Source organism: Corynebacterium sp. HMSC08C04 (genome assembly GCF_001807495.1).
GTDB classification, from domain to species: Bacteria; Actinomycetota; Actinomycetes; order Mycobacteriales; family Mycobacteriaceae; genus Corynebacterium; species Corynebacterium simulans.
This window is the reverse complement of sequence record NZ_KV789205.1, coordinates 39,297-58,425: the sequence shown is the minus strand read 5'-3', so window position 1 is coordinate 58,425 and position 19,129 is coordinate 39,297. Positions and strand designations below refer to the sequence as shown.

The following is a 19,129-nucleotide window of genomic DNA, read 5'->3' as shown; positions in this document are numbered from 1 at the left end:
CTGGCCCGCATGAACAGCACTCCTCAGGTTCTTGTGATTGTGGACGTACAAAATGACTTCTGCCCCGGCGGAGCCCTCGCAACGAGTCGCGGTGATGCGGTAGCCCGCGGCATCGCAAAGCTTGTGCGTGAAGCGTCGTGTGACGTCGTCGTGGCTACGCAGGATTGGCACATCGAGCCGGAGGGGCACTTTGCCACCGAGCCGGATTTCATCGATACCTGGCCTGTGCATTGCGTTGCAGACAGCCAGGGTGCGGCCATGCACGCTGCGCTTGCCGACGCCCCCATCGACGCCTACTTCCACAAAGGCGCCTACACCGCTGCCTACTCCGGCTTTGAGGCCGAGTGCACCGACGATGGAGCAAGCCTCGCGCAGTGGCTGCGCGACCGTGGCGTAAAGGGCCTCGACATCGTGGGGATTGCCACCGATCACTGCGTGCGCGCCACCGCTCTCGATGCATTAAAAGAGGGCTTTGGCGTCAACGTTCTAGAAAATTACTGCGCGCCGGTGAGCGAAGAGCGCGCAAAAAAGACCTTTGCCGAACTGCTAGAGGCAGGGGCAAAGGTCAGCTAAAAGCGGTTAAATCCGCGCCGAGTTAGCGGCGCTCAGCGAGCAGGCGCTGCAGTTCCTTCAGGTCGTTCTTGCGACGCTTGGAACGGAATACAGAAAAAGCGATAAGGCCAGCTACTGCTGCGCCAACGCCGGCGAGTGCCATCTGTACGTTGCGGTCCTGCAGCTTCTCGGTTGCGGCGCCCTTTGCGTCATCAACCAAGTTCTGCGGCTTGCTGCGATCCGCGAGCTCGTCGAGGGTGCTAGCCAGCTGGCGGCGGGTGCGCTCGATGTCGCGCTGAATGTCGTTAATGTCGCGTGCCACGTTGTAACTCCTGAATTTGTTTTCGCATTTATGGCGTTAATGGCTCAGCTTCCACCGAGTCAATCAAAGAATAAGTCTACAGTGTTTGCCCGCCGGTGTGCACGGTATGGTTGAGGGCATGACTGAAGCAAAGCGTTTGGAAATCGGAGATACTGCCCCCACCTTTACTTTGAGCGATGACGAAGGCAACTCCGTCAGCCTTAGCGATTACGCAGGAAAGCGCGTGCTTGTGTACTTCTACCCGCGCGCTAATACCCCGGGTTGTACCAAGGAGGCTTGTGACTTCCGGGATGCTTTCGAGCAGCTCAATGGTCTAGACATTGCCGTCGTTGGCATCTCCCCTGATAAGCCGGAGGCCTTGGCCAAGTTCCGCGCAGACCACGAGCTGAACTTCCCGCTGCTTTCAGATCCTGACAAAAAGGTCATGAGCGCATACGGCGCATTTGGTGAGAAGAAGAACTACGGCAAGGTAGTCCAGGGCGTTATCCGCTCCACCTTCTTGGTCGAGGCCGATGGCACCATCGTCCAGGCACTCTACAACGTCAAGGCCACCGGCCACGTGGCTCGCGTGATGAAGGGTCTTTCCTAAACAAACAGATGAGCACTAAGCAGGACACAGAGCTGCTGGTTCCCCGCCGGCGCCCCGCCCAAGCACGCAGCCGCGAGAAGTTCAATCGAATCCTCAAGGCTGCGCGAAGCGTGCTTGTCGACGTCGGCTTTGAGTCCTTCACCTTCGACGAAGTCTCCCGGCGCGCCGAGGTTCCCATCGGCACGCTGTATCAGTTCTTCGCCAATAAATACGTGCTCATCTGCGAACTAGACCGCCAAGATACCGCGGGCAACCTGGAGGAAATCCGCCGCTTCTCCGAGCATGTCCCGGCCCTGCAGTGGCCGGATTTCTTGGACGAGTTCATCGACCATCTGGCCCGTATGTGGCGTGAGGATCCTTCGCGCCGGGCAGTCTGGCATGCGGTGCAATCCACCCCTGCCACCCGCGCTACCGCCGCCGATACCGAGCTGCAGATGCTCAAGCCCTTGGCGGATATCTTGGAGCCGCTTGCCCAGCAGATGAGCTATGACGAACGCATCGAACTTTCCGGTTTCTTGGTGCACACGGTGGTCTCCATGCTCAATTACGCGGCTTCGGGGGAGCCAGAGAGCTTTGATGACGTCGTGCGCGAAATCAAGCGCATGCTCATCGCCTATCTCTTCGCTGTAGCGACGAGCTAACCAGCTGAAGCAATCTGCAGCAGCACCGTCGCAGTGGCGTAATCACCATCGTGGCTAATGCTCAGCGAGGTGAAAAACTGGCCCAGGCTGGCTGCGGCGCGCTCGCGGATTGCGCCTTTAAGCGAGATAGCTACCCTGCCCCAGGCATCGGGCTGGACCTCAATTTCTGCCCAACGCACCTCATCTTCCGCAAGCACCGGCGGGCGCCCATAGAGGGCCTGCGACCACGCTTTGATGAAGGCTTCCTTTGCCGCCCAGCGTCCGGCCAAATGCTCAGCGCGGCGCTGTGGACTCGGCTTCGTCGCTGCCACGCGCAACTCCGTGGGGCTAAAGACGCCCTCGAAGCGAGTGCCTGGCAGCTCCAGCTGCTGGGCAAACTCGGAGATACAAACGAGGTCCGTGCCCACGGCGAAGGTTGCTTGGCTCATGGCCGCTTATTCTAGCTGGCCAACTCCGCCTTGAGGGTTTCCATCTCTGCGCCACCGGCCATCCACTTCGTCAGCTCTTCGACGCTCGCGTCGGCCTTGTCAGCGTTCAGTGCCACCTCGCCAAGGTTCAAGACCACGAAGCGATCTCCCACCAGGTAAGCGTGCTGCGGGTTGTGGGTAATAAAGACCACGCCCATGCCGCGCTGCTTGGCCGCCGCGATAAAGCGCAGCACCATGCCGGATTGCTTGACGCCTAGTGCCGCAGTCGGCTCGTCCAGCACGATGTAGCGCGCGCCGAAGTAGATGGCGCGGGCAATCGCGACCACCTGGCGCTGCCCGCCGGAAAGCGCCTCCAACTCGACGTCGATGTCGGGCAGCTCCACGCCCATCTGCGCCAGCTGCTCGCGGGCGATGGCGCGCATCTTATTCTCCTGCAGGCCGCCGAAACGGCCCGTGAGCTCTTGGCCTAAGAAGAAGTTACGCCAAACCGAAAGCTGCGGCACAAGTGCCAAGTCTTGATAGACGGTGGCAATGCCCGCGTCCAACGCGTCGCGGGGGTTAGAGAAGGTGGTGGGCGCGTCGTCGACAAGCAGCTGCCCGCCTGTTGGAGTGTTCAGGCCGGACAAAATTTTTATCAGCGTGGACTTGCCGGCGCCGTTATCGCCCAGCACGCACGTGACCGTGCCAGGGACCAGTTTCATGGAAATCCCGCGCAGCGCCTGAAAGTTGCCGAATGTTTGCTCAATCTCACGCAGCTCAATAGCTGTAGTAGTCATGATGGTCTGCCCTACTTTCGCTTGTTGAAATTAGCCACGGAACTATTGGTCAGCACCGCAAACAGCAACATGGCGCCGAGGAAGAACTTGAACCAGTCCGGGTTCCAGCCGGCATACACGATGCCTTGGTTGGTCATGCCGAAAATGACTGCACCAATAGCGGTGCCCACGGCCGTACCGCGCCCGCCAGTCATGGAGCAGCCGCCGATGACGGCCGCGATGATGTAGAGGAACTCGTTACCAATGCCTTGGCCCGCCTGGATGGAGTCAAAGGCAAAGAGGGTATGCATGCCGACGAACCATGCGGCGAAGCCGACGAGCATAAACAAAATCACCTTCACGCGGCGCACCGGAACGCCTACCGCGCGCGCTGCTTCTGCATCGCCGCCGACGGCAAAGACCCAGTTACCAAAGCGGGTCTTGTACAGCACGAAGGAGGCCAGCGCCACGAAGAAAATCCACCACAAGACGGTGGCACGAATGCTGAGTGTACCGATGTGGATGGTCCCGGCGAATATGGTCTGCGCTGTGGGAAAGCCCTCCATATCCGCAATGGACGGGGTGGCAACCTGGCCGGTAATCAGCTTCGTCACTGCGAGGTTTAAGCCTTGCAACATTAGGAAAGCAGCGAGAGTGATAAGGAAGGAATCAATCTTCGTGTGCACCACAAGCAGGCCATTTAAGGCACCGATGGAAAGCGCGACCAGCAGCGAGAGCCCCGCGCCTACCCAGGAGTTTAGGTGCAGGTTGTAGTTGAGCATGGTGGCCACCAGCGCCGCAGTGGTTACGGCAACGCCGGACGATAAGTCAAACTCGTTACCAATCATCAAAAGACCCACGGCGAGCGCGACGATGCCGAGCGTGGAGCTGGCATAGAGCACCGTGGAGAAGGCCTCCATCGAGCGGAACGAGGGCGCGACTGCCATAAACAGCGCGAAGATGACGAGCGCGCCGAGCACGCTGGCCAGCTCGGGGCGGCGCATGATTCTCGTACCCAGGCTGCGCTTGTGCAGCCTTCCATCCGCGCTTGGCGACGCCGTATTTTCCTCACCCTTTGCCGCATCTTTAGCCGCGGTGTTTGCTACTTGCGTGGTCCGAACTGTCATCGCAGGCCTTCCTTCGCAGATTCAGAAATCACGTCGACGTTGTTCTCGTCAACGAAGGATGGGCCGGTATAGACCGGGCGTCCACCGCCGACGGTCGAACCATTGCGGTGCGCAAGCCACAGCGCATCAACTGCGAGGTAGCCCTGCATATAAGGCTGCTGATCCACGGCCCAGGCGACGTCGCCTTGGGCGATGGCGTCGACAAGCTCAGCGTTGGTATCGAAGGTGGCGACCTTGGCGGATGCACCGGCGTCGGCAATAGCGTCGACCGCGCGAAGCGCGACGGGCGCCTGGAGCGCCATGACCCAATCGATGGACTTATCCTGAGCGAGCTTCGCGTTCAGCGTGGACTGCGCGGCGGTGAGATCCTGACCGTTGACGTAGAGCAGTTCCACCTTGCTGCCCTGCCCCTTCTTGAGACCCGCGCAGCGGTCCTCCTGGGACTTGTTGCCTTGCTCGTGGATAACGCACAGCGTGTGCTTCGCGCCCTGGGATTTCAGGCGCTCGCCCGCCTTGTTGCCAGCAACCTTTTCTTCTTGACCAAAGAAGGCGCTCATGCCGTACTTTTGATACTCATCCATGCCGGCGTTCAGGCCGACGGTGGGAATTCCAGCCTCGGAAGCTTTCTTGGCCACTGGGCCGATGGCGCCCGCGTTCGGCATGGTTACGGCGATGCCGTCGACGCCGGAATCGATGGCGGATTGGACGAGGTTAGCCTGGTTCGGTGCCTGCGGGTCGGAGGAGTAGCGCAGCTCGATGTTGTCTTTCTTGGCAGCGTCCTCGGCGCCCTTGCGGACCAAGTCCCAGTAGGTATCACCAGGGGCGCCGTGGGAGATCATCGACACCACGATGCGCTCGGTGTCCACTCCCCCGGCGAGGCCGCCTTCTTCGTCAGCACGCGGGGCACCGCCTGTAGCCGAACATCCCCCAAGTGCGGCTACCAAAGCCACAGTTCCCACAATCTTGCTTGCTTTAACGTTGAACTTCACCCTTGCATAGTGCCCCACCGCAAGCAGCTACTCAAACCTCATGACCTGCATCTTTATCGTTTCAGACGGAACACGCTGGCACTTTCGCGGCGAATTTCACCCCCGTTTTGCGCGAACAACACACAAGAAGAGGGCTACCCCACAAGCTGGGGTGCCCTCCCTAAACCGCAGTCCTAAAGGTTTTTATCCTTTCCCGAGGCTAAGCACACCACCCTGCAAGCGTGCGCTGTCATCAAGGAGGACACGGGCTTCTCGTTCCTTCACGGCGTCACCAGTCCCGCCCAGGTTGCGGTCGACGGGGCGCTCATAGAGCGCTGCCCCACCGCGCATGGCGGACTCAATACGACGCAGCCCGGCGCGCTCACGTGCCTGAGCTCGCGCTTCCCACCGTGTTGCCGCATCGCTACCGCGCGCCGCAGCCAATGCCACCAAGAACGCACCGGGGTGCACCACCGCCACCAGAGCGGAGACGTGGCCGAATCCCAGCGAAGTAACAAGGCCAGCCTTCGGCGCTTTTGCCTGGTTTCCGCGCAGGTCCAGCTGATGACGTAGCCAAACCAGGTGCTCATGCTTAGCCAGCACCGGGTCCACGCAATCCAGGGAGCGGTTCGGCGGCAGGATGCCCTCACGCAGGACCTGCGTCAGGCCAACCATCTGGAACGCGGCGGCACCACCCTTGGCGTGGCCAGTCAGGGTCTTCTGCGAAATCACGTACATCGGGTTGCCGCTATTGCGTCCCATCGCGGCAGCAATGCGCTCGTGTAGATCCGACTCGTTCGGGTCATTCGCATTAGTCGAGGTGTCGTGCTTGGAGATGATGGACACCTCATCCGGCGTGACGCCATGAGCACGCAGGGCCTGCGCCAAGCGGGAATCCACGCCGCCACGGGCAGCAGACAGCGCGCCCAATCCCGGCGCGGGGATGGAGGTGTGAGCGCCGTCCGCGAAGGACTCCGCGAAGGCCACCACGCCCAGAACCGGCAGTCCCTGCTCCGCGGCGAATGAGCCACGGGCCAACAGCAGGGTGCCGCCACCTTCAGACTCGATGAAGCCGCCACGGCGTCGGTCGTTTGCGCGGGAGAAGTACTTGTGGTCGATTCCCTTGGCTTCCATCTCCGCGGAATCCGCGGTGGCCGCCATGTCTCCGAAGCCTGTGATGCCTTCGATGGACAAGTCATCGATACCACCAGCGACCACGAAGTCTGCCTTGTGCAGGCGCAGCTTATCCATCGCTTCCTCCACGGAGACCGCAGCGGTAGCGCAGGCTGCAACCGGGTGGACCATCTGGCCGTAGCCGCCCACGTAGGACTGCATCACGTGCGCTGCCACCACATTCGGCAGGGCTTCCTGCAGGATGTCGTTCGGGCGCGACTGCGCCAGCAGCTTATCCACGTAGAGCGAGCGCAGGGAGGCCATGCCGCCCATGCCGGTGCCCTGCGTCGAGGACACGCGTGCGGGGTGAACGCTCGCGAGCAGCTCTGCCGGGCTGAAGCCCGCCGAGAGGAATGCATCCACGGTGCACACGATGTTCCACAGCGCCACGCGGTCGAGGTTGTCGATCATGTCGGCCGGGATGCCATAGACCGCCGGGTCGAATCCGGTGGGTACCTGGCCGCCGACGAAGCGCGACATTGCCACGCGGCGCGGCACACGCACTGGCGAGCCGGCCGGGCGGGTAACCTGCCATTCCTCACCATCGAAGTGCGCCGTAGCGCCCTCAACTTCTTCTACGAAGGACTTGGCGGTTGCTTCATCGTCCACGGTGAAGGTCAGCGGCTTCTCCAGGTAAATGGTGGTCAATTCAGGTGCGAGGTTGTCCACCATCGGCATGTGCGGGCCGAAGTCATCGTGGTAGCGGCGCACGCCGATGTTGGCCATCACTTGGTCATGGAACTGTTCGTAGACGTCTTCCTCGGCAATGGCTTCGCCGGTCTCCAGAACGATCCACTGGGCCGACTGCGCATCCCACTTGATAAGGCCCGTGGTCCAGGCCAGCTCAAGCACGCCGGCAGCGGAAAGCTCGCCGGAGAGCTCGACCTCGAAGCGGGTACGCGAGGAACCCAGCGGACCGAGCTCACCTGCGCCGACGATGACGACCATGTCATCGAACGACTGCGTCACGCCGCTGAAGTCTGGCGTGGTCCACTGCAACGGGGACAGCGGGTTCGGCAGTGCTTGCACCGTCTTCGGGGCCCGGATGACGCCGCCATTGGATGCGCTTGTTTGCTCCGCACGCTGCGTGGCCTCGCGGGCCAGTTCAGGCAGGTTGAGGTCGGCCTCGCCCAGCCCGCCGGTGAAGTCAAGGGTGACTGGACCCTGGGCCGCCTGCTCACGCACATCGGAGTTGGCGCCGCCGTCGACCAGCTTGATAGCCATTTCCTCGGTGGAGTAGGTTTCCACGCCCTTGGCCTCGACAAGCTCGACCATTGGGTCGTTTCCGCCCATCAGGCCAGTGCCACGTACCCAACCAATGTGGGCGTGGACCAGCGAGGTGCGCTCGCCCCAGACAGGCTCTGCCTTCCAGCGGGTAACCAGGGCGTCGAGTGCCGCCTTGGCCTCACCATAGGCGCCGTCGCCACCGAAGCGACCACGGTTCGGGCTGCCTGGCAGCACCACGTGCAGGCGCTGGCCCACGTGGGTATCCGCGCCCAGCTGAGACAGGCCCGCGATGAGCTTCTCCACCGACCACAGCAGCAGACGCATCTGCGACTCGGCCTGGGCGCCGGCGTCGGCCAGCGTGCCCTGCACGCGCGGAGCAGCGAACGGGAAGAGCAAGGTCGGCACCAGCGCCGGCTTGACCAGCTTGGACTTGCCACCCACTGTGGCTGTCTGCTCGTTACCAATCCACTCCACCAAGGCGTCGAGATCTTTAAAGGAGCTCAAGTTCGCAGGGACCACCCACAACGCGGCGGAACCAGCGGCGCGCGTGCGGTAGAGCTCCTTGTAGAACTCCACGCGGTCATGGTTTAGGCGCGAGGTGGTTGCCACCACAGTGGCGCCCTCGTTGAGGAGCTCGCCGATGATAGCGGCCGCAATCGAGTTCGGGGAGCCACCAGTAACCACGGCAACGTCGTTGCTCATGGTCAAGCTAGCGGCATCCACACGCGCTTCCTGCGCGTGATCCGGCAGGCCAAAGTGCTCCGCCAGCCGCGCCACGGCTTCGCCAGCGCCCAGAACATCGACGTCCGCAGCGTTGAGCTCGCCCGCGGCAACACGCGCAAGATCCTCGCGGGCAGAAGCCCAGCGGTCGTCAAGAAGCACTGCTTTATCCGCATCGAAGGACGGCGCCACCTGCTTGGCCCAATCGGAGCCCAGCTCACGGGAGACTAGCTCCGCCAGTGCGGCGTTCTCATCTACTTCCGAAAACTCGGTGGCAGGCGCCGCAACTCCCAGCTTGGACAGCAAGGTGCGGGCGGTCTCCGCAAGGGTATCGGTCATTTCCGCGGTGTAGGCATCCAAAGCCGCGGAGTCCACTACCCCACCGCCCGCGGCACCACCCGCGGAAGGCATCGCGATGCTAATCCCCTCGCGCTGTCCGGCGGCGGTCACGGCGGCGTCGATAAGCGCATCCAGCTCCTTGGCATTCGCAGCGCCCGTGCCGAGCGTGGCCAGGTCGCCGCCGCGTAGGGACGCGCCCTCGCGAGTGCCGAGGACAAGCTCAGCGATGACGCGGTCTGCCCAGCCTTCGCCTAAGCCCCAGGCGCCGGTGACGCGCTCAGCCACGTAGCCAGGCTTCTTTCCGGCAGGTCCAGTAAGGCGGCGCAGCGCATCAGCTACCTGCTCGCCCAGGACCGGGCCAAAGGCCTTATAGCCCTTGGCCATGCCTGCGACAGTCTCCTTGAGTTCCGACAGCGCAGCATCGGCCGCGCCATCGATAGCGCCCAGGCCGAACTCCACCCCCAGATCCAGCAGGAGCTGGTTGCGGCGGGAGGACACGCCCTCGACGAGCAGTTCGATGGTATCGGCAGGACCCATCTGATCCAGGCGAACCTTGGTCCACACCGCCACGAGCATTTCGGTGGCGAACTGCGCGCTCAACGGCTTATCCGCTGGGGTCTCGCCACCCGCAGCAGGTGCCGGAACCGGAGCCACGAGGGTCGTGGTCTCCGCTGCTGCCGAGGTCTCAGGGACCAGGCTTGCTGCGGTAGCGTCAGATTCGACAGCACCACCCTCGGCACCAGATTGAGCCGCTGCAGTCTGCTCCGGCTCCGGGCGAGCGATGGCATCCTCAGCGAAGACGACATCGCGGTCGCGCTCGATGTTGAGCACCTCGATGCCGTGGCCTGCATACTGCGGCAGGCGCAGGGTCTGGCCCAGCATGTTCGCCAGCGTTGGCGAGGAACCCACGCCCACCTCGACAAAGCGCCCCACGCCCAGGCCCGGGGTGCCAGCGCCGCCGATGGTGCCCGGCTCGCTAAGCAGGAGATCCTGGGTTTCGATCCATCGGACAGGTGAAGCGAACTGCCAGGCCAAAAGCTCAATGAGCAGGGTGCGGCCCAACTGAACCGGGTTCTCAAGGGCGCCCGCGAAGTCAGACAGGATGGCCTTGACGGGCTCAGAGTCCACCACGGAGTCAATGGCCTGCACGAATTCTTCAGTGAGCTCAAATGGACGCGCGACCAGGTTCGGCACGTAGTGGCCCACGAGGATATCCAGGTCGATGTCCGCCGGAATCAGGGAATCGAGGTGCTCGCGGAAGGCAGGCACGCCGCCCAGCAGATGAGAGGAGTGGAACGGCACGTCGATGCCCGGGATCTGGATGAAGGCACGCGCCCCCGGCGCGCGGCGCTCGGCGTCGGCACGCAGGGCGTTAAGCCCCGCGCGAGTACCGGCGACGGCGTACTGCACGCCTGCAATGTTGTAGTTGACGATCTCTAGGAACTCGCCGGTCTGCGCGGAAATCTCAGCAACGTACGGGAACACGTCCTTGGCGGAGACGCCGATCTTGTTCGGACGCAGCGCCGCCAGTCCATAGTTGGAGTTGCCCTCGGCGTCGCGCTCGACCAGGCGGTGCATGGTCAGGCCACGGGCGTAGACGATCTCCACTACTGCTTCGAGGGAGAGCACCTGCGCGTAGGCGGCAAGGGCGTTGTACTCGCCCACGGAGTGGCCCGCAAAGTAGGCGCCGGAGTCAAGGACGCCGGCCTCCTGCATCTCGGCGATCTGCGCGCAGCCCAGGGTAGCCATGGCTACCTGCGTGAACTGGGTCAGGAAAAGAGCGCCGTCCGGGTGCGTGAACTCCTCGCCGCGCACGGTGACGGACTGCGGATTGTTGCGCACGATCTCCAGGATGGAAAATCCCAACTTGGAGCGGGTGTGCTTGTCCGCGCGTTCCCACACGGAGCGGGCGCTTGACGACGCCGCGAAGGCGTCCATGCCCATCCCCTGCGACTGGATGCCCTGGCCGGGGAAGCCGTAGAAGGTCAGCTTGTCAGCGACAGTTGCGCGAGCCTCAAGGACCGGAACGCCGTCGACGGAAGCGGTGACGGCTCGGACCTCGCCGAAGCCTGGGCGGGTGTCCAGGCCCACGCGCTCGACCACGAAGGTGACCTGCGCGCCGGGCAGGACAGGCGCCTGCATGGTGGCGCTCCACTCACGGACTGCGGCGCCGTCGAAAGCGGCGGCCAGCTGCGCCAGCGCGGAGGTCCACATGCCGTGGACGATGACGCCGTCCTGCAGGCCAGCCAGCTGGGCGGCGAGATCGGCAACGTGGATGGGGTTGCGGTCGCCCGTGACCGCGGCGAATGGGTGCATCGACTGCGGGGCGGTCACGGTCATTTCGTGGCGGAAGCTGCGCGGCTTTTCCGCAGTGGTGGACGCTGCACCTGCGGCTAAGTCCGCTGCGCCGAGTTCCTGCTCTCCGCGACGACCCTGGATTGCGAAGCGCTCGAAGAGGCGCGCAACCGGGGTGCCTGCGGTGTCTGCACCAGCTGCGGAAGCACCATCGGTGGCCGTCTCAATATCTACTGCGACGTCGACGACGCGGCCGACTGGGGTGTCGCGGACCTCGCCCGCGGTGGCGGTGATGCGCAGCTTCGCCTCGCGCGGCAGGGCGGACTTGAGTTCGAGGTTGTGCTCCAAGTGGACCAGGTTGAGCAGGCCTTCCACGACGTTGGTTCCGTCTTCGGTAACTGCATTGGCGATGACCGCGAACACGGCTGGCCAGGCCTTGCCCACGAGGACGTCTGGGGCCACGTGTGCGCCCTCGGCAACGTCTGCGGAAAGGGCGTCGGCAGGCGCATAGCCCGCGGTGACGTTTTCATAGTCCGCGGAATCCGCGGCGCTGAGCTCGCCGGACCAGATGGCGGTGCCACCGGTTACCTCCGGCAGGGTGCCGCCGGCGGCGACGCGAGCCAGCTCGCGCATGGACTCAGCGGCATCGGCCTCGGTGATAAGCGGCGAGGCGCCCGGAATCTGCGGTGGGGTGATGCGCAGGCGCAGTTGCGCGCCTGCAATCGCGCCCTTGAGCGGGACGCTCAGCCAGTACTCGCCTTCGGCAAGCTTCTGAAAGCGGGAGCCGTTGTCTTTGCTCTCGATCGACTCAGCCAAGAACTGGCCGATGCCAAGCACGAGGCGAAGAGGGTTGAGCTGCTCGCGGCCTGCCCAATTGACCATTGGCGCCTTGAGGATTTTGTCGAAGTCCGAGTGCTCTGATTTGTCTTGTACACCGGCCTGGGTCAGCTCATCTGTTGCGGCCTGCTCGAAGCGGGCAAGCAGCTCAGCCACCGGCTCGTCAGCGCGCTCGATGCCACCGACTGCGGTGGTGCCTGGGATGATGCAGACTTGGTCGGCGTCGTAGCGCTCGTCGAGGGCCTGCCACAGGGAGTCCTGGCGCCACAGACGGCGGACCTCCGCGTCGATGACGGGGACGAAGTTGGCGGGCTTGCCCTTCTGGTTGAGCAGCTGCAGGAACCACGCGGCGTCGCCTGGGTGGACGAGCTGGTCGAGGGCGGCGCTGCCCAGGAGCTCGCGCAGCTGCTTGACTGCCTGCTCCGGGTTCTCGCGCTCTGCGGTGACCTGAAGTTCGATCTCGCCGTGATCCGCCGGGTTGAGGCGGGCCTCGGTGCGCTCCACCATCGCGACGAAGCGCTGGAACCAGGATTCGTCGACCCACTGCCCCATGTAGGAAAGCTCAAGGTAGCGCTCGAGCCACTGCGCGTAGGTCATAGAGTCAAGGTCGCCGAAGTAAGGCTTGCAGGTCTTGCCGATGGCCTCGATGATCTCGTCACGACGTGCGGCCACGGCCTCAGCGTCGCCCGCGACCTCGTCGAGCAGGCGCCCGGCGCGTGCGAAGGAGTTGTCGATCTCGTGGATGTCCGCGCCCAGCTGGGACAGTCCGGAGGTCACGGAGCCGCCGAAGTCCTGGGCTGCAGCGCCCACGCCGGCCCAGCCGTCGTTCTGGACGGTCGGCTGCGCGGCCACGAGTGCGCGCTTCACGGATTCGGAAGCGGTGGATTCCTTGGTCGCCATGGCGGCGGTGCCCACCATGATGGCGTCGACAGGCGCATCCGGCAGCCCCTGCTTGTGTGCCCAGGTGCCCAGCAGGTACTGAACGCCGCGGGCTGGGGTGCCGATGCCGCCGCCGACGGCCAGCACCACGTTGTCGTGCTCGCGGATGCGACCATAGGTGGCAGCGAGCAGCTCGTCGAGGTCCTCCCACGAGTGGTGGCCACCGGCGTGACCGCCTTCGACCTGCATGATGATAAGTCCTGGGGCCTGCTCGGCGATGCGCAGTACTTGGTCGATCTGCTTGATGGTGCCTGGCTTGAATGCGACCCACGGGAAGTTGTCCGCGTGCAGGGATTCTACGAGTTCCACTGCCTCATCGAGCGGTGGGATACCAGCAGAGACAACCACGCCGTTGATGGGCGCACCGTTTGCGCGTGCCTTGGGTAGGGCGCGCTCGCCAGCGATCTGGCGGCGCCACTGCGATGCGGAGAGATACATGGCGTTGAACTGTGCGTTCACGCCTGGCTCGAGGAGTTCCTCTAGCTTCTCCAAGTTGCGTGCCAGCAAGGCGTTGGTGGTCTGGCCACCGCCTGCGAGCTCTGCCCAGTGACCAGCGTTGGCTGCTGCAGCCACGATTTCTGGGTCGACGGTGGAAGGGGTCATGCCGGGCAGCATGACTGGCGAATAGCCGGTTGCCTCGGTGAACTTGGTGAAAAGGCGACCTGCGCGCAGGATCGGACGGAAGCGCTCCCAGGACATGGGCAGGGCGGGTGCCTGGCCGGCGTCGAAAAGCTGCGACTGCCCTTGCGAACCGCACACCACCAAGGTGCCGATTCCTCGTCCTGCGACGATGTCTCGGGTCAGCGGCTCGACGCCGCCATCAGGGCCGCACTCGAAGATCCAGCGGGCGCCTGCCTCGATGGCCTCGGTGACGCGGGCTGGCCAATCGACGATGTCGGTGAGGACGGCACGGGCGCCCTCCTCCACGAGCACGGGATCAAGACCTGCGGTTTTACCCCACACGATGACCTGCGCAACGGCCTCTTCCATTGCCGGGTGGTGGTAGGCAGCCTGGATGTCGAGCTGGCTAAAGCGAGGTGCGAACGGGGCGCCGCCGCGCTGCTTGGATTCGACGAGCTTAGCGTCCTTGGAGGCCGCCGCTTCGAGGCGGCCTTGAACTGCGGCTACCTCCGCCGGGGTACCGACGATGATGAACTTGTCGCGGCCATTGCGCAGGCCGATACGACCGCCAGCCTTTTCAATCTGCTCTTGAGTGGCACCGGAGACTGCCACCATAGGAGAACCCTCAGCGTTGCGGACCAAACCATGAGTGCGGGCTGTACGCGTGATAGCGGCACCGATGAGCTGCGCCAAAACGATGACCTCGCCGGCTTCGGCGCGGCCGGTGGCAACAAACGTGCTCAAGGTGCCCTGGGAATGACCAATGGCCGCGACCGCCTGCGAGACGTCGAGCCCCTGGGCAGAAAGCGCTTCGAGCACACCAACCTGGGCGGTGACGATGCCCGGGGTAGAGATAGCAGAATCCGCCAGGTTAATGCGCGGCGAGTTCGCTGGTGCTGCCCACTCGAGCGGGGCAAAGCCGTGCGGGAAGGCGGCGGCGAGATCGTCTGCGAGTGGCTCGAGGATCTTTTCCGCCTGCTTCAGGTGCCCGGCAAGGCGGGTGCCTGCGCCTGCGGCGATGGATGCCTGCAGATTGGGAAGCCAGGCATAGCCCTGGCCCGAAAATGACAGCGCGAAAGGTTCGGCGTCTAGGCGGTTGACCAAGCGTTTTCCTGTGGAATGCGGCTGGATAATGGTCGTAGTTTCGGTACGCGGGGTGGTACTCACTGTGGTTGCTGCTCCTATGCGAGTGCGGCCAGAATTGTTTTGTATCAGAAAGTCAGAAAAACAGCATGCCACAAAATCATGAGGAAACCATCATCTTTTGACGGCGTGTGTGGGTGCCGCTCGTAAATCACGGCGGCGAGAATACGGCTAGAAATCACCCAAGAGCTGGGAAACTAGCTCTTCAGCACGCTTTAGTTCCACGCGCGATTGGCCCCGTCGCATGCCTTCCCCGGCAGGACCTTCGGGCTCTACCTCTGCATAAATCTCACATGCACTCGCCGGAACCACAAGCGCACTGCGGACAATCCCGCGCTGTTGCGTGTATTCATCAAAGAACCTATCAATACTCATTACCGGCGCCAGTCTAGCCGCTAAAATCATCCCCATCATGGCAGCCCGCTCCCCTTTTCGCCCGTACTACATAGTCGGCATCCTCAACCTCATCGTCGCAGCTCTCGTCATCTTTGGCGCAACTCTCGACGCCCCGACTTCGTCCACCTCAGCGACTGCGCCCACAACCACTGCAAACGATAGTCTGGACAATGCACCCAACACCCCCGCGGCACCTGCACCAAATCCTGCATTAGAACAGCTCAACGCACTGCCGGTTAAGGGCCGCGCGCCAAAGACTGACTACGAACGTGAGCAGTTCGGGCAGGCGTGGTCTGACGATGTCACCGTGGAATTTGGCCACAACGGCTGCGATACGCGAAACGACATTCTGCGCCGTGACCTCGTGGATATCACGCTCAAAGAAAACACTCATGACTGCGTGGTCCTGACAGGTACGCTGCACGATCCCTATTCCGGCACGGAGATCAGCTTCCAGCGCGGGCAAGACACTTCAGACAAGGTTCAGATCGACCACGTAGTCCCGCTTGCCGACGCCTGGCAAAAAGGCGCCCAAGAATGGTCACCGGAAAAGCGCCGCGACTTTGCCAACGACCCGCGCAATCTCCTCGCGGTCGACGGCCCACTTAATCAGCAGAAATCCGCAGGCGACGCAGCAACCTGGCTGCCGCCGAACAATGGCTACCGCTGCTCTTACGCCCAGCGAATCATCGATGTGAAGTCAACCTACGGGCTGTGGGTCACCGAGGCTGAGCGCGACGCGCTCGCAGGATTACTCGCCGCATGCCCAGCGAACTAGCGTCGCCGCCGGCGTGGGGGAACGAGCACCTTTAGGATGTCAACACGACACGTATCAACAAACTCGACCAACCCATTAGACCCAAGAATTAGACCACTCGTTCGCTTCCCCAACCTGTAACGCTGGAGGGTCGCTATTGCCGCCTCGAGCCGTTGGATGCTGACAAGCACGGCGACGACATGGTGGCAGCTTTCGAAGGCGAGCTCCAAAGCACTATTTGACCTACTTCAATGGTTCCGGCCCATTCGAGGACTCTGCTGAGTTTCGCACGGCGATAGCTGAGCAAGCCATTGGCTCAATTTCACTCATCAACGCAGTGCCCGAGCACGGCAGCGTGGAGATGGGATGGGTCTACTATTCCAAGCATCTCAAGCAGCCTTCCCGCAACACCGCTGTACGCTTGGGATTTGTTCCGGAGGGCATATTCCGCAACCACATGGTTTACAAAGGTCGCTCCCGCGACACCGAGTGGCTTTCCATCACCGACGCCGAATGGCTGCAAAAAAGCCGTCTTCGAGGCGTGGTTAGATAAATCCAACTTCACCGAAGACGGCTTGCAGGTGCGATCCTTAGAGTCCTTCCACGGAAGTACTAACCCTCATCCTTGAGGTGCTTGCGCAGCTCATCAAAGTATTGACGTGCGTTTTGTGGGTGCTGACCCTGCTGCTGTGGAGCCTGTGGCTGCTGGCCGCCGTAAGGAGCCTGCTCAAAGGCGTGCTCAGCGCGCTGCTGCACCTCGCGCGCCTCCTGCTGCGCGCGCTGCGCCTTCTGCGCACGCAGCTGCTCCAAGCGCTTGCGCTGCTCGCGGTCGAGTCCATCAGAGGCTTCGTTGTTAATAGCCTGAGTCGAAAGCAATACGTCGCGCATGCCGCCGAAGAGATCCTGCATGCCGCCTGGATTCGAAGGCATGTAGAGGACGTTGGTGTGAGAACGGTCGGCGACGTCGACCATCGCGTCCAGGTACTGGGAGACAAGCATGAGGGTCTCCGGGTTTTCCTGAACGCCTGCAGCACGCAGCATCTCGTACTGCTGCGCAATGCCTTCGACAATCTCCTTACGCTGCTCAGCCACACCGCGACCCTGCAGCTTCTTTGCCTCAGCGGCACCTTCGGCTTCCTTAACCACGCGAATCTTCTCCGCCTCAGCCTGTGCGATAGCCGCCTCGCGCTCACGCTGCGCAGCGTTAATGGAGTTCATCGACTCGCGCACGCGGGTATCCGGGCGAATATCGGTAACCAGGGTGTTTACGAAGTGCCAGCCATAAGCGGCCATGTTATCGCGCAAGGACATTGCGACGTTTTGTGCAATGGTGTCCTTGGATGAGAAGGAATCATCCAAGTCCATATTGGCAACCGAGGAACGAACGTTATCCTGCACGTAGGCCACAATCTGCTGTTCGTGGTTGGAGAGCATGTAGTAGGCCTCGCGCTCGCGACCTTGAACAACCTCGTATTGAACGGCGACCGGAATCTGAACGAAGACGTTGTCCTTGGTCTTGGTCTCCACCATGACATCGAGCTGGCGCACCTGCAGGCTGATCTTGTCGCGCACGCGATCAACCCACGGCAGCTTGAAGTGCAGGCCAGCGTGCGCCACGGTCACGAACTTACCCAGGCGCTCCACAATGGCAGCCTCACGGGTGCGCACGATGTAGTAGCCATCAAAAATGGTCAAAACAATCGCCAGCAGAACAACGCCAACAACAATCATTCCGATCATTGGTTCTTCCTCTCGTTCAATTCTTTGTTCAATTCTTGATTCTCTCCCCACCTTGCCACACCTTGAATAAGTGTGCGAGCAGGAAAGAAGAGTCTTAATGAAACTGCTATCGAATAAGACAAGGGGCTAGGCAGCGAGCGCCAAGTCCGCCGTCTGCTTTTCCATCTTCCACTCTGTGCAGCGTCGTGCCGCCACCGCCTGGCGCAGGAACTGATCGACGACCGACCGGGGCCGGCCGGCGCAAACGGGTGTTCTAGTGGTCATCAACCAAGCGGAAAAGCTCGCCCAGAATGCCCTCGCCGTCGTGGCCGATTCCGTTATGTTGGAACTTGTTAGTCACCATTGGGCGCAGGTCACGGTAGGCGCTAGCGGTCTGCATCGCCTCTTCGAAGGGCACGAAGATGTCATCCAGATAGACAGCTGCGGCGGCCTGCACCTCAGCGTTGCCCAATACCGCGGCGTCGTAAGGCGCAGCATCCCACTCAAACTGCGCCAACGCTTCTGCCGAATCCTTGAACGCATGCAGCGCCGGATCCTCATCGAACTGCCACGGGAAGATGTGCTCGCCTGTCAGCCACGTGCCTGACTCGGCAAACTCCGGGAACTCCTCGCGCACGCGGTGCGCCGCCCAGCCCGTGACGTGCTGGCCGCCCACACTGCCATAAATGGATTCGTGGATGGCCGCATACAATGGCCCACCCTGGAAGCTCACGCGAGCACCAACCTCGTGGAGGAAATCGGAGCGCAAGTGCTTCTCCCCACCCACGGTGCGGAAAGGCTCCTCAAGCAGGTAGCCCAGGGAATCGAATCCGGAGCCGCGGCCCAGCTCGATGCCGATGGTGCGGAAGCGAAGCGAGCTCAAGCGCTCCCCAGTAGGCAAAACCTCCTGCGAGTTGTCCAGGTGATCGATGATTTCCGCGATGCGCTGCTGCGCGAAAGGTACGTAGTCGAAGAAGCGCTGTTGGCGCACTTTGAGCTTGGTGAACGTGGAACGGTAAAGATCGTCTGCGCCCTTGTCCAAGGTCGGTAGGCCGCCGGTCAGGAAGGCCTTGTCCACTGACTCGGGGAACAAGGAGACATAGCTCGTGATGCAGAATCCGCCAAAGGACTGGCCGAACAAAGACCACTTGTCGATGCCAAGGTACTCACGCAGCCGCTCCGCATCGCGCACGATGTTGTCCTGGCGCAGTAGTTTAAGGCGATCGACGCTTAAGTCGGCGGCGTCGGAAAGCTCATCAATGCGATAGCTGCGCCCCGTGCCACGCTGGTCCATCAAGATCCAGCGAAACCGCTCCAAGCCCTTCCCAATAACGCCCGTCGGCCCCAGTGGACGCGGGGCTGGGAAGCCTGGCCCGCCCTGGTTATAGAGAATGGCGGGCTTATCCGGGTCACCGATTTCGCGGGCATAGAGCTCAAACGTGCCCTGTTGCGGGTCGTTGTAGTCCCAAGGGACGGAAAGTGTGTGCTCTTTTACTGGATATCCGAAACGGCGAGTCATGGATAAAAGTTTAGCGCTGTACCAAACGGCACAGCGCTAAAAACTTTTCTTATTCAGGGAAC

General features: G+C 62.4%; 14 protein-coding genes. 5 read left to right on the top strand and 9 right to left on the bottom strand.

Annotation, left to right across the window (positions count from 1 at the left end):
• The first annotated feature begins 9 nt into the window (after positions 1–9).
• The gene (locus tag HMPREF3169_RS05205; RefSeq protein WP_070455947.1) at positions 10–573 is read left to right on the top strand and encodes an isochorismatase family protein; all 564 of its coding nucleotides are present in this window, start codon (positions 10–12) and stop codon (positions 571–573) included.
• 22 nt (positions 574–595) lie between these two features.
• Here the strand turns inward: HMPREF3169_RS05205 and HMPREF3169_RS05200 are convergent, their stop codons facing one another.
• Positions 596–874, bottom strand: a complete 279-nt coding sequence (locus HMPREF3169_RS05200; protein ID WP_061924326.1) for a DUF3618 domain-containing protein — start codon at positions 872–874, stop codon at positions 596–598.
• 118 nt (positions 875–992) lie between these two features.
• Between HMPREF3169_RS05200 and bcp the strand changes: the two genes are divergently transcribed.
• Together bcp and HMPREF3169_RS05190 are read left to right on the top strand one after the other, a co-directional pair.
• Positions 993–1,463 carry a thioredoxin-dependent thiol peroxidase gene (bcp, locus tag HMPREF3169_RS05195; RefSeq protein ID WP_061924446.1) on the top strand — a complete coding sequence of 157 codons (471 nt, stop codon included), beginning with the start codon at positions 993–995 and terminating at the stop codon, positions 1,461–1,463.
• An 8-nt stretch (positions 1,464–1,471) separates the two neighbouring features.
• Positions 1,472–2,104: a TetR/AcrR family transcriptional regulator gene (locus HMPREF3169_RS05190; RefSeq protein ID WP_061924329.1), complete on the top strand. Its 633-nt coding sequence runs from the start codon at positions 1,472–1,474 to the stop codon at positions 2,102–2,104.
• Here HMPREF3169_RS05190 and HMPREF3169_RS05185 read toward each other — a convergent pair.
• The 6 genes from HMPREF3169_RS05185 to HMPREF3169_RS05160 all read right to left on the bottom strand — a co-directional run bounded on the left by HMPREF3169_RS05185 (position 2,101) and on the right by HMPREF3169_RS05160 (position 15,051).
• Complete coding sequence (locus tag HMPREF3169_RS05185; RefSeq protein WP_061924333.1) at positions 2,101–2,532, bottom strand: holo-ACP synthase AcpS; 432 nt, start codon at positions 2,530–2,532, stop codon at positions 2,101–2,103. The two genes, HMPREF3169_RS05190 and HMPREF3169_RS05185, sit on opposite strands and share 4 nt — an antisense overlap.
• Before the next feature lie 11 nt (positions 2,533–2,543).
• Positions 2,544–3,308, bottom strand: a complete 765-nt coding sequence (locus HMPREF3169_RS05180) for an ATP-binding cassette domain-containing protein (protein ID WP_061924336.1) — start codon at positions 3,306–3,308, stop codon at positions 2,544–2,546.
• A gap of 11 nt (positions 3,309–3,319) precedes the next feature.
• Positions 3,320–4,291, bottom strand: coding sequence for an ABC transporter permease (locus HMPREF3169_RS05175; protein ID WP_201040752.1), 972 nt, complete (start codon positions 4,289–4,291; stop codon positions 3,320–3,322).
• Positions 4,292–4,410: 119 nt separating this feature from the next.
• Positions 4,411–5,376 carry a substrate-binding domain-containing protein gene (locus HMPREF3169_RS05170; RefSeq protein WP_371441006.1) on the bottom strand — a complete coding sequence of 322 codons (966 nt, stop codon included), beginning with the start codon at positions 5,374–5,376 and terminating at the stop codon, positions 4,411–4,413.
• Between the two features lie 210 nt (positions 5,377–5,586).
• Positions 5,587–14,700: a type I polyketide synthase gene (locus HMPREF3169_RS05165; protein ID WP_083286066.1), complete on the bottom strand. Its 9,114-nt coding sequence runs from the start codon at positions 14,698–14,700 to the stop codon at positions 5,587–5,589.
• Between the two features lie 147 nt (positions 14,701–14,847).
• Positions 14,848–15,051 carry a hypothetical protein gene (locus HMPREF3169_RS05160; protein ID WP_145915051.1) on the bottom strand — a complete coding sequence of 68 codons (204 nt, stop codon included), beginning with the start codon at positions 15,049–15,051 and terminating at the stop codon, positions 14,848–14,850.
• A 37-nt stretch (positions 15,052–15,088) separates the two neighbouring features.
• Here HMPREF3169_RS05160 and HMPREF3169_RS05155 point away from each other — a divergent pair, with 37 nt between their 5' ends.
• On the top strand, positions 15,089–15,850 hold the full coding sequence (locus HMPREF3169_RS05155) for an HNH endonuclease family protein (RefSeq protein WP_062037453.1): 762 nt from the start codon (positions 15,089–15,091) through the stop codon (positions 15,848–15,850).
• Between the two features lie 217 nt (positions 15,851–16,067).
• Positions 16,068–16,382, top strand: coding sequence for a GNAT family N-acetyltransferase (locus HMPREF3169_RS05150; RefSeq protein WP_062037449.1), 315 nt, complete (start codon positions 16,068–16,070; stop codon positions 16,380–16,382).
• 59 nt (positions 16,383–16,441) lie between these two features.
• Here HMPREF3169_RS05150 and HMPREF3169_RS05145 read toward each other — a convergent pair whose 3' ends face one another.
• Complete coding sequence (locus tag HMPREF3169_RS05145) at positions 16,442–17,569, bottom strand: SPFH domain-containing protein (RefSeq protein ID WP_062037446.1); 1,128 nt, start codon at positions 17,567–17,569, stop codon at positions 16,442–16,444.
• A gap of 253 nt (positions 17,570–17,822) precedes the next feature.
• Entirely contained in the window at positions 17,823–19,067 is a 1,245-nt protein-coding gene (locus HMPREF3169_RS05140; protein WP_070455863.1) for an alpha/beta fold hydrolase, read from the bottom strand.
• Between the last annotated feature and the right edge of the window lie 62 nt (positions 19,068–19,129).

Bases quoted from the DNA above. Each gene is read 5' to 3' on its own strand.
- HMPREF3169_RS05205 (WP_070455947.1), top strand. From the start codon at position 10: ATGAACAGCACTCCTCAGGTTCTTGTGATTGTGGACGTACAAAATGAC.
- bcp (WP_061924446.1), top strand. From the start codon at position 993: ATGACTGAAGCAAAGCGTTTGGAAATCGGAGATACTGCCCCCACCTTT.
- HMPREF3169_RS05190 (WP_061924329.1), top strand. From the start codon at position 1,472: ATGAGCACTAAGCAGGACACAGAGCTGCTGGTTCCCCGCCGGCGCCCC.
- HMPREF3169_RS05185 (WP_061924333.1), bottom strand. From the start codon at position 2,532: ATGAGCCAAGCAACCTTCGCCGTGGGCACGGACCTCGTTTGTATCTCC.
- HMPREF3169_RS05180 (WP_061924336.1), bottom strand. From the start codon at position 3,308: ATGACTACTACAGCTATTGAGCTGCGTGAGATTGAGCAAACATTCGGC.
- HMPREF3169_RS05175 (WP_201040752.1), bottom strand. From the start codon at position 4,291: ATGCGCCGCCCCGAGCTGGCCAGCGTGCTCGGCGCGCTCGTCATCTTC.
- HMPREF3169_RS05160 (WP_145915051.1), bottom strand. From the start codon at position 15,051: ATGAGTATTGATAGGTTCTTTGATGAATACACGCAACAGCGCGGGATT.
- HMPREF3169_RS05155 (WP_062037453.1), top strand. From the start codon at position 15,089: ATGGCAGCCCGCTCCCCTTTTCGCCCGTACTACATAGTCGGCATCCTC.
- HMPREF3169_RS05145 (WP_062037446.1), bottom strand. From the start codon at position 17,569: ATGATCGGAATGATTGTTGTTGGCGTTGTTCTGCTGGCGATTGTTTTG.
- HMPREF3169_RS05140 (WP_070455863.1), bottom strand. From the start codon at position 19,067: ATGACTCGCCGTTTCGGATATCCAGTAAAAGAGCACACACTTTCCGTC.